Annotated in this window: 9 protein-coding genes; 1 reads left to right on the top strand and 8 read right to left on the bottom strand. The window is 69.1% G+C overall.

Annotated features, from left to right (window positions below):
* From VF794_RS37360 to VF794_RS37325, 8 genes are all read right to left on the bottom strand, one after another.
* The coding region (locus tag VF794_RS37360; protein ID WP_331118069.1) for an alpha/beta hydrolase at positions 1-742 on the bottom strand (742 nt) is incomplete at its 3' end.
* Positions 739-1,464 (bottom strand): hypothetical protein, encoded by a 726-nt coding sequence (locus VF794_RS37355; protein ID WP_331118068.1) that lies wholly within the window; start codon positions 1,462-1,464, stop codon positions 739-741. The genes VF794_RS37355 and VF794_RS37360, both read right to left, overlap by 4 nt.
* A 10-nt stretch (positions 1,465-1,474) precedes the next feature.
* Entirely contained in the window at positions 1,475-2,128 is a 654-nt protein-coding gene (locus tag VF794_RS37350) for a DUF4276 family protein (protein WP_331118066.1), read from the bottom strand.
* Positions 2,125-3,489 carry an AAA family ATPase gene (locus VF794_RS37345; RefSeq protein ID WP_331118064.1) on the bottom strand — a complete coding sequence of 455 codons (1,365 nt, stop codon included), beginning with the start codon at positions 3,487-3,489 and terminating at the stop codon, positions 2,125-2,127. The genes VF794_RS37350 and VF794_RS37345 overlap by 4 nt, the downstream gene beginning before the upstream one ends.
* A gap of 95 nt (positions 3,490-3,584) precedes the next feature.
* Positions 3,585-5,255 (bottom strand): hypothetical protein, encoded by a 1,671-nt coding sequence (locus VF794_RS37340; protein ID WP_331118062.1) that lies wholly within the window; start codon positions 5,253-5,255, stop codon positions 3,585-3,587.
* Positions 5,256-5,258: 3 nt separating this feature from the next.
* A complete protein-coding gene (locus VF794_RS37335) occupies positions 5,259-7,799 on the bottom strand; it encodes a VIT domain-containing protein (protein WP_331118060.1) in 2,541 nt (846 codons plus the stop codon).
* Between the two features lie 211 nt (positions 7,800-8,010).
* Positions 8,011-8,208 (bottom strand): hypothetical protein, encoded by a 198-nt coding sequence (locus VF794_RS37330; protein WP_331118058.1) that lies wholly within the window; start codon positions 8,206-8,208, stop codon positions 8,011-8,013.
* Positions 8,209-8,267: 59 nt separating this feature from the next.
* A complete protein-coding gene (locus VF794_RS37325; RefSeq protein WP_331118056.1) occupies positions 8,268-9,620 on the bottom strand; it encodes a DUF2254 domain-containing protein in 1,353 nt (450 codons plus the stop codon).
* A 91-nt stretch (positions 9,621-9,711) separates the two neighbouring features.
* On the opposite strand from VF794_RS37325, the gene VF794_RS37320 reads away from it, so the two are divergent.
* Positions 9,712-10,747: CapA family protein (locus VF794_RS37320; protein WP_331118054.1), on the top strand; the 1,036-nt coding region annotated here is incomplete at its 3' end.

The following is a 10,747-nucleotide window of genomic DNA, read 5'->3' as shown; positions in this document are numbered from 1 at the left end:
CGAGCAGCGGCGGGTGGTGGGGGTTGGGGGACACCGCGGCGGCGAGCGCGGAGAGGAGGAGGGGGTAGAACTCCCCCTGCCGCGCGGCGGCCTCCAGTTGGGCCCGGTCCTTGAACGTGGCGAGTCGGCCCCACGCGGGATTGTCGGGCCCGAGGTCCTCCTCCAGGGCGAGGCAGCACGGCGCCATCGCGTACACGGCGCCGAAGACGTCCGGGTGCCGCATGCCGAGCCGCAGGGCGCCATAGCCGCCCATCGAGTGCCCCGCGATGCCCCGGCTCGCCGGCTGGGCCAGGGTGCGGTAGTTGGCGTCCACGTAGCCCACCACCTCGCGGACGATGAAGTCCTCCCAGCCGCCAGTGACGGCCGAGTCCAGGTAGAAGGAGCCCCCCAGGCGGTTCGCCCCATTGGGCATGACGACGATGAGTTCCTTCACCTCCTGGAGGGACGAGGTCCACATCTCCGGCGAGCCGTTGAAGCCGTGGAGCAGGTAGAGCACCGGGTAGCGGCGCTCGGTCGAGGAGGCGTAGCCCGGCGGGAGGTACACGTGGACGTCCTGATCCGCCGGGTCCCCGAGCGCGTTGCCCTCCAGCGCGCGACCGTGCACCTTCCGCTTCAGGAGCTGGCCCGTCCCCGGTGGCTCATTTCGGGGCTCCACGCTCCGTGAGGACCGCTCCGAGCAGCCAGACGCGAGCAGCCCGGCCACCAGCGCCATCCCCACGAGTCCCAGTCTCTCGACGTTCATGTGCGCGCGCGCTCCCAGGCTTGAAGTCGCCGTTGCAGGGCGGTGAGGGCCCAGAGGTCCCCCGGGTTGTCCGGGGCCACGGCCGCGAGCGCCCGCTCCACGTGGGGCAGGGCACCGGGCTCGCCCCACTCGGACAGCCGGCGCAGGGCGGACAGCGAGGGGCCCACCTCCAGCGCGGCGAGCAGCGTGCCCACCACGCGCGGGCTGCGCTCGTGGCACAACCGGTCCACCGCCTCGTGCCGGTCCTCGAAGGTGGCGCCGGGGTCCACCAGCACCGCGGAGAGCGCCTGGAAGGTCTCCTCGGGCAGCAGCGGTTGGGGCAACGGGTGGGGCCACTGCTCCAGGGTGATGTGGGTAGCGCCCTCCGTGCTGCTCTCGCGCTTCACCCCATCCTCGCCGAACAGCTCCAGCAGTTTCCCTGGCGAGGGCGTACCCGCCTCCAGCACCCGCCGCGCGCGCTCGGCGAGCACGGCCGAGTGTCCCAGCAGGTGGATGCGCAGCACGGACACGTCCGCCTGGGCACACGCCTCCTTCTCCACCCGCCGCCACTTCACGAAGACCTCGGCGAGGCCCCGCTCGTGGGTGTACCAGCGGTACTCGAGCCACACGGCGCTCAGTCGCTTGTCGAAGCGGACGTCGTCGGGCTCGTACATCCGGGCGGCGGCCTCCTCCAGGCCCTGGAAGGAGGAGTCCAGCAGCGCCTGTGCGTGGCTCAGTCGCATGGGGCGCGGCTCAAACTCCGAGTGTCCGCAGGAACTTGTCGAGGCTCTTCGAGCCCGAGGCCCCCTTGGCATGAGTGCGCGCGGTGGTGAAGTCCAGTTTCGTGAAGATGTCCGGACCATCCTTGGTCTTCGCGTAGGGACGTCCAAGGAGGGTGGTCAACTCAACTTCTCCCTTGAGCTGGCGCTCCCCGAGCTGTCCCTCGAAGCTGTGGAAATGGGGGGCACGCTTGAAGACCTTCCGCTGATGCAGGCCTTTCGCATCCGCCAGGAGCCACGCTTCGAAAGCGCGATCCGCGATGACGACATGCACATCGGTCGAGGGCTTGCCCCGTCTCTGTAGCTCGACCCTGAGTGCCTCCGTGACGGCCGAGGCGAATCCCGGTGCACAGAGCGCCCGGTGCTCGCGGTCGATGCAGATGACCACCTGGGTGCGGCCCGCGACCTGATGCTGGATGACCTTGGGGGCCAGGAGTTTGGCGACCCCCGCTGGCTTGTTGTCAGCGCCCACACCGCCGAGGTTGATGGGCTTCAACGGCGGGCAGCCCGCCACGAGCTTCTTCTTGTGCAGCAGCGGGAAGGCCGCGAACTCCGCATCGCCTTCGACGATGAGCCCGATGGTGGGTTGTATTTCCGAGCGCCGTTTTCTCGAATGCTCTCGGCTCACGACTCCCCTCCCGGTACGCCTCCCAGCGAGCCATCGAGCCACACGTCCCCGAGGCGCTGTCCGCTCTCCTCCAGGATGGCCTTCAGCGCGGCTTCTCGTTCGGTGGCTTGGGTAACGATGGTGCCTCGCTTGTCATCGTTCTCCACGAGGTAGAGGGTCTCGGGATTGGTGACGGCGTTCACGACCGTTTCTGAGTGTGTCGTGAGGATGATCTGCCGGGACGATTGCTGCGCACGTGCGATGAGCTTCCGGAGGGGCCACGGATGGATGGCATTCTCGGGCTCTTCGATGGCGAGCAGGCCGGGTTGACCCGAGCCGCCTTGGTTTAGTGCCACTAGCAGCGCCAGAGCGTGGAGCACTCCGTCCGAGATACTGCCCTGGCCGAGTTCCTCGGAGATGCCGCGCTCCTTGAAGAGGAGGATCAGGTGACCGGAGGGGATGCGCCGTGCGATGACATCTTCGATGCGGGGATAGACCTCTTGGAGGGCTTCGAGAACCTTGCGGAATTGAGGGCTTGGAGTGGACTTGGGGCCTCTCAGTTTGGAGACGGCTGAAGCCAACCCTTCTCCCGTAGGGCCGAGCAGGGATTCACGATGATCTTCGAAGGCGAAGTCCTTCCTCAAAGCGGTCGCATCCAGACGCAGGCGTGTCACCCGACTGACATCTCTTAAGTACGTCATCATCGCGGATGGGCGGCGCTGCCAATTGATCAACCACAGAAGCTGTGGATCGATATCGACTTGAGGGAGTTGTTCGAAATTTTTTGTGAGAAGTTTCTTTACCAGATTTGCAGATGGATTGCTTAGGAGGGAATTCAACTCTGCTGTGGTCGTAAATCCCATTTCATTGATGAGCAGGCGCCATAGGTGGGGATCGTTACCTACGTCTATGGTTCTGCCGCGTTCATCCCGGATGATGGCAAGTTCGCTTTGGGCACTGTGGAGGCGAAATTCCTCGCGGGTAACGCTCACTTCATTGCTGTGGACCGAGCCGCTTACTACAATACCAACCTCCAAGATGAATGGCCCTGATGGGATTTCCTGGGGGTTGATTTGAATTCCTTTGTATATGGCCCAGATTTTGAAATGTTGGTGTATGATGTGAGATGGCAGGAGTAAGCGGAGTGAAAAGTGCAGGCCAGCTCGCGCGGGCCGCTTTTCTCGTCGGATGAGTTGATCGTATCCATGTTCTTGAATGGACTCTACCGTTCCCCGGCTGAGGAGTTCCCCGAATACTTCCAGCGCGCGGACCAGATTCGTCTTTCCGGCTCCATTAGGGCCAACGAGCACCATGAACCCACTCAGGTCAATGCTGAGGTCCTTCAGGGATTTGAAGTTCGAAACTTCGAAGTGAGTGATCATGCCCTCTTCCTCGGGAAACGCCCTGCGTAGGAATGAGAGCCTACTGCATGGGCGTCGTCCACACATGATGCTCACGGAGCAGATTGTGAAGCCCCTCACCGCTGGCTGACGGTGGCCGGGACGCTCCATGCGAGCTGGGAGAGGCCGCCCTCGGTGCCGAAGAGGACCGTGTCCTCCTCCACGGAGATGGCGTACACGCGCGGATCCGCGAGCCGGGGCAGCGGGCGCACCGTGCCGCTCGCCGCGTCGTAGTTTGCCGCGCCCAGCAACGTGCCCACCAGAGCCCCACCCGGCACCAGCGCCGCGGACACGATGTAGCGGCTCGGCAGGCCCTCCACGTCCCGCACCCGCGTCCAGCGCATGCCATCGAAGTAGCTGAAGCCGTCCTGGCACGTGCCGGCCACCGCGCGTCCCGCCGCGTCCACGGAGAGCGCCGTCACCCAGTTGTCCGTGAGGTCCTTCCCATCGTGGAAGCGCGTCCACTGTGTGCCATCCCAGCGCAGAAGGCCCCGGTCCTCGCTCGCGACCCAGAGGAAACCTCCGGCGCCGTCCGCGACCGAGACATGGCTGCTCCAGCCCTCGGGCAGCGGCAGCCGCTTCACCAATTCGAGCGGCTGGCTCGCTGGTTTCACGAAGGAGGCGCCACGCCCATCCACCAAGGCGAGCCCATCCCCGGTACCCGCCACCGCCGCCAATACCGACAGCTTTCCAAGCGCCACCGGGTTGCGGCCTCCGTAGGCGAGCTGCGTCCACGCCTTGCCGTCGTGGAGGCCGAGCCCGTACATCGTGGCCACGTAGAGGTTCTTCCCATCACTGGCCAGGCCGAGCACGTGGTTGCTCGGGAGGTTCGGCGTGCGGAAGGTGCGCCACCGGCCGTCGGGCAGTTCCCAGCACACGCCCCGGTCGAAGGTGCCCACGACCCGCCGGCCCTGGTGCCGCGCCAGCGCGGTGATGTGGTTGCCGCAGAGTTGGTCCGTGGGCGTCGCCCGCTTCCACGCCTTGTCCTGTTGCTGGAAGACGCCCTGGCCGCGCGTGCCCACCCAGGCCACGCCCTCCACGTCGAGGGCGCTCGTGGCTCCCCTGGGCAGGGCCTGGGCCTCGCCCGTGCTCGCGCTCCAGCGCCGTGCCTCGCCCTCGCTCCCGAGCACCCGCGTCTCCCCGTCCACTCCGTGCGCGTACGCGAGCGGCCCCGTCGGCACCGGTAGTGACACGAGCCCACCCGGCCCCAGGGTGAAGGCGCCCTCGGAGGTGCCCACCCGCAGCGTGTCGCCCGACTCCTCCAGCAGCAGCACCGGGCCCGGCACCGTCCACGTGCGTCCCGCGCCAGGAGCCAGCACCCGCCCGTCCGCCGTGCCCAGATAGCTCTCGGTGAATGCCGTGTACGTGGGGCCCGCCGTCAGCCGCTCCGAGAGCCACCCGAGCGCGGCGCGGTAGAGCTCCGCGTCCATGCCACCCACCGCCGGAAGCGCGTGCCACTTCGCCCCCACCACCGGCTCCACCCGCCACCGGGAATCGAGCACCACCACGCCCTCATCCGTGGCCGCGAAGAGTCGGTCGCCGGCCACCTCCAGCGCGCGGCAGAAGTGGCTGGGCAGGCCGTCCTCCACCGTCAGCGTGCGCACCGGGCGGCCCGAGCGGGTGAAGAGTTCCAGGCCTCCCTCGGTGCAGGCCACCACGTGGCCGTTGTAGGTGGCGAGATCATGCACCGTCTCGGTGTTGGTGACGGTGGCGGAGAGCAGGGCGGCGGTCAGCGTGGAGAGCAGCATGGGTTACTCCTCGAGGGAGAGGGCGACGCGCACCTTCTCGCGGCGCTCGAAGCGGTTGCCGGCCGGGTCGCGGGCCACGAGCACCAGCTCGTACTCCCCGGGCTCGGTGCCGGCGGGCACGGTCAGCTCCCGGGTGAAGCGCAGGCCGTCACGCGCCTCCAGCAGGTGCTGCTCGTCCCCGAAGAGCCCGCCGTAGACGCTCACCTCCTTGGTGGCCTCCACCGCGTCCACGTCCAGCCGCAGCGTCTGGCCGGGCACGAGGACTCGCGTGGACAGCGTCACCTCGATGTCGTTGCCCTTGGAGTCCAGCCGGTAGCGCACCTCGCGGCGGCGCACCGTACCGTCCTTCATCTCCACGGCCACCAGCACGTCGTAGTACCCGTCCTCCACCCAGAGGGGCACCAGGAAGCGGCCCCGCCAGTACCCCGAGACGGTATCGAAGGTGAGCGGCTTCACCAGGCCGAAGGGGAAGTAGGCCGTCACCCGGCGCGCGTTCCTCGGGGCCTGCACGGAGATGATGGGGTCGCCCGGCGGAATCTCCTCGCGGCTCAGCTCGCCGGAGACGGCCGCGTACGAGGTACCCTCGGGCAGCTCCACCGGCACCACCTCGCGCACGGACTCACCGCCCGGCCGCGTGCGCGCCACCTCCTCCACCGCGACGAAGGAGGTGTACTTGCTCATCAGCCCGTACTCGAGCGACGTGGCGGTGATGGCCTGGACGACCTCGGGCCGCTCGCCCCGGTGGTTCTCCACCGTCAGCTCCTCGATGCGCTGGCGTGCCCACAGGCTGCGCAGGGCCGAGTGCTCCGGCGCGGCAGTGGGGAGGGAGAGGGGCACCTCGAAGCGGCGCTCCTGCCCGCGCACCCGGCCGGTGATGCGCAGCAGGGCCTCGCCCGTGCCGTGGAACTTGCCGATGAGGAAGAGGGGCTGGCCGCTGAAGAGGTCCGGCACCACGCGCGGGTAGACGTCCGACACCGGCAGCCCGTCCGTGTCCACGCGCACCGAGGTCAGCACCGGACCGCGGATGCGCGACTCGAACTCGCGGGCCACCTCGTCCTCGGGCCGGCGGAGGTTGACGAAGGTGGAGGCGCCACGGCCCACCTCGCCCATCTTCGCGACGAGGTAGCGGTTGACGTCATTGCCCACGCCCACGCTGAAGACGCGTGTCTCCTCGCGCAGGTGCTCCTGGAGGGTGCCGAGCACCTGGTCATCGTTTCCGATGAAGCCATCCGTCATGAACAGCACCATGCGCAGACGGGCCGGGTCGTTGGCGGGCACCATGGCCTCCTCGGCCGCCACGCGCACGTCCGTGCCGCCACCGCCCCAGAAGTTGGCCACGTAGGGCAGGGCGCGCTGCACGTTCTCCGGCGAGGCGGGCACGGCGGTGGGGGCGAACTTCGTCACCTGGGTGTCGAAGTTGAGCACCTGGAAGGTGTCCTCGGGGTGCAGGTGGCGCAGCACCTCGGCGGCGACGGCCTTGGACTTCTCGATGGGTTGCCCGGACTGCGAGCACGAGGTGTCCAGCACGAGGTACAGCTCGCGCGGCACCACCTCTTCCTGCTTCGGCTCCAGCTGCGGGTTGAGCAGCACGAGGAAGTAGCCTTCCTCGGCCCCGGGCTCGCGGTGCACCAGCACGGCGGGGCGGATGAGCGCGTCGGCCACGCGGTACTCCAGGGTGAAGGTCTTGTTGGGGATGCGGTCGCCCGGGGCCAGCTCGACGCGGGCGCGGCTGGGGCCCTCGCGCGTCACCGTCACCTCGTGCGAGGTGGAGCGCGTCTCGTGCACGGGCACGCCCGCGTCCAGGCGCACGGTGACGCGGATGTCGCGGCCACTGCGCACCTCGGGGGGCAGCACCGGCGGGGAGATGCGGCTCGCATCGGGGACGGTGGTGGTGTCGGGCGCGGTGCCCTCGCCCTGGCGGAAGGCCAGGGGCTCGCCGCCGATGAAGCGCGGGCCCACCGTCATGGGGAAGTTGAAGCTGTACCTGCCGCTCTCGTAGACGAGCCGCTCCACGTAGTGGATGCGCACGCGGATCTCCTCACCGGGGAGGATGTTGGCCACGGACTGGGTGAAGAGGTTGGGGCGCTCCTGGTCGAGCAGCGCGGCCGTCTTCCCCTCGGCGCGGGCGCGCTCGTAGGTGTCGCGGGCCTGCTCGCGCGTCTGGATGACGCCGCGGATGACGCGCTGGCCGATGACGAGTTCCATGGCGTCCACGGCCGCCTTCTCCGGCAGCGGGAAGACGTAGAGGGCCTCGAGCGGCTCGGAGTAGGGGTTCTCGAAGACCTGGGTGACGGAGACGCTGGCGAGGAAGCCGCTCACCTCGGCGTCCACCTCGGTGCGCTTGAGGCTGAAGTGCTGGGGCTGGGACTCGGGGCAGCCCTGGGTCGCGGCGTGGCGGCGCAGCCTCGCCACCAGGGTGCCCTGCGTGATGGCGCCGGAGTTCAGGGGCGAGGCGGGAGCGGGGCAGGGCGTCTCGGACGACTCCTGGGCGGAGGTGGAGACGGACAGAAGACAGACGATGAGCGCGGCGAGTGCGGCTCGCATGGGATTCCTCGGACTGGACGGGTGCGAGCCGTGGCAATGCAGCCGGCGGGCCAGGGGAGCGTGGCGCCGTAAGTCCTCGGAAGGACTGGGAGTCGCCGGGGGCTGTGGCTCCCTGACCGCAGGGGGCGGGGGGCGGAGGAGGGCTTCTCCGCCGCCGCTCCGGGCAGGTTCCACTTCTACGCGCGTAGAAGCGGATCCGACCCGGCCGGTTTCAACCGCCGTCCAGCCACTGTGGCGGCAAGAAGTTCGACGGCTCGTTGGGGTGGGTTTCCAGGCTGGGGGCGGTGCCCGGCGCCATGGGCACTCCCTGGACCCCGGCATCAGGTGGTTCCGGGCTGACAGGCCCCTCGGGCTCGCCATCGAGGAGCCGCCGGAGGATGCGGCCATCGCCGCTGATCGCGTAGGTCACGCCCGCATCCAGCATCAAGAACTTGCATACCGCTCCGGTACGAGCAGCGGGGCCCCGCGTCAGTGGACGGTCTCACACGGCAGGGCCCCCGGCTGGGTGGCCTCCTTCTGGAGCTGGCTCCAGCGCTCCTGGATGAGCCGCACGTCCCGATCTCGCTGCTCGGAGAGGCGGGCCGCCTCGTACACCGCTCGGCCGGTCTGCACGAGCATCATCCGCATCGTCGCCTCCGGCACCACGCTGGCGATCTGCGCGAGCACCTCCAGGATGCGCAGCAGGACGCGCGGTTGGTTGGTGGCGGCGAGTGGAATCTCCCCGAAGGCGTCCTGGAGGAAGGGCCCGAGCCCGAAGCCGGGGCGCAGCAGCGTCACGCCGCGGTAGTGCCGCCTCCACCACCCCTGGCCGAGCCACCCCCTGGCCGCCACCGCGCGCCCGACCGCCCCCAGCTCGTTGACCACCAGCACCGAGGTCGTGACGTCGTTGATGGCTGGCGAGAGCGCCTTGAGGGCCATGTCCACGAGCAGCCGCACGCCATAGAGCACGTCCTGCTGCGTGGTGCGGGTGCGCCCCACCGCGAAGGCGGCATGCAGCCGCGCCTTCTGTCGTTCGCTCAGCGTCACCTCGGGCCAGAGGGACAGCAGCGGCAGCCCGGGGAAGAGGAAGTCCCCGGTACGCACGTCGAGCCGCACCGTGTGGACCTCCCGAGGCAGGGCCGCGAGCAGCCGCCGAGGGTCCACGAGCTGGACATACCCCGTCTCGGTGGCGGCGAGGACGGTGGGCTCCTCGTCGGGGCCGGGCAGGGTGTCACTCAGCTCCTGCTCTCCCGCGAGGTTCAACGACTCCAACTCCCGGATGCACTCGCGCCCGATGTTCGTGATGATGGTATTGGCATCCACGGAGCGGGCGGCGTGGTGGAGGAACTGGGGCAGCAGCAGCAGGCAGAACAGGGTGAGCAGCAGGGCCAGCCCGAGGGACAGGACGGGCATGGGCAGCCCCTGGTGCTGCTCCTCCCGGGTCCCCATCACCCCGAGCAACAGCAGCAGGTACACCACGGTGAGCAGGTAGGTGCCGAGCACCCGCTGCGTGGTGCGGTCCGCCATGAAGCGGTGCAGCAGCCGCGGCGTGTACTGCGAGGAGGCCAATTGCACCGTCACCATCGTCATGGAGGCCGCCACCGTCATCACGGTGACGAGCGCCGCCGCCATGCCGATGAGCACCTCGCGGCTGCTGCCCGGTGAGCTGGGGATGTAGGTGGCCACCCAGGTGGCTTGAAGCCACCTGTCCAGCTGTGGCCAGGCGCGCTCCAGGAGCGGCAATCCCAGGCCAAGCAGCAGGCCCGCGGCCATGAACAGCACGGGCTGGAACCAGAGGCCGGACTGGATGCTGTTCCACGACTTCACCAGGCGGGGTGGCATGTCGCCCTCCCGTTCAGGGTGACGCTGGGAACGGGTGGCCGGGAGCCGGGGGGCCTGTCCTCCAGGCCGCCCGCTCGGCTAGCGTGGAGGCGTGTCCGCGCCGTTGCTCCTGCTCGTCCCCCTGCTGTGTGTCGCCACGCCCGACCGGGTGGAGCTCGTCTTCGGTGGGGACGTCATCCCCCATGGTGAGGTGAAGGAGGCCGCGGCCGACCACGCGCGCACCACCTCGGGGGATGCCCGCCCCGCCCGGACGCTCAACAACGAGGGCTGGGACCATGTCTTCGGGCCCCTCGCGGACGTGCTGCGCACCGCCGACCTCGCGATGGTGAACCTGGAGACGCCCGTCAGCGGGGACCCGAACGCCCGTACCCGGCCCCTCCTCTTCGACGCGCCGCCCGCCATGCTGCGCGCGTTGGCCACCTCCGGAGTGGACGTCGTCTCGCTGGCCAACAACCATGCCTTCGACCAGCGCCGCGCGGGCATCCCCGCCACGTGGAAGCACCTGGCCGAGGTTGGTCTCCGGGGCGTTGGCTCGGGCCCCTCCGAGGCCGCCGCGTGGGAGCCCCTCATCGTCGAGAGGCGGGGCATGCGCATCGGCTTCCTGTCCTTCACCCGGTGGCTCAATGGCGGCAGCAATCCGATGGAGCCAGACGTCTCGCCCCATGTCGCCTACGTGCCCTACCACGGCAAGGCGAGCGGGAGCTGGTTGGCCCCCGCGTCCGCCGTGGAGCTGGTCCGCGCCGCGTCCCGGCGCTGCGATGTGCTCATCGTCGCCATCCACTGGGGCAAGGAGTATTCGCACGCGCCGCACCCGGAGGACCGGAGGCTGGCCCACGCCCTGCTCGAGGCCGGTGCACTCGCCGTCATCGGTCACCACCCCCACGTGCTTCAGCCCATCGAGTCCTACCGTACCTCCTCGGGGCGCGACACGCTCGTGGCCTTCTCGCTGGGCAACCTCATCGCCAACCAGGACAGGCATTACCTCCATGGCCGGCGGTCGTCGGAGGAGAGCGGCACCAAGCGCGACTCCCTGCTGCTGCGGCTCTCGCTCGCACGCCCCGCACCGGGCGCGCCCGTGAGGCTGGAGGGCATGTCCGTGCTCCCGGTGTGGATCGAGAACAACCACT

The organism is Archangium sp. (assembly GCF_036389735.1).
In the GTDB taxonomy this organism is placed as follows: Bacteria; Myxococcota; Myxococcia; order Myxococcales; family Myxococcaceae; genus Archangium.
Note: the sequence above shows the minus strand (reverse complement) of the source record. Positions and strands in the feature narration are given on the sequence as shown.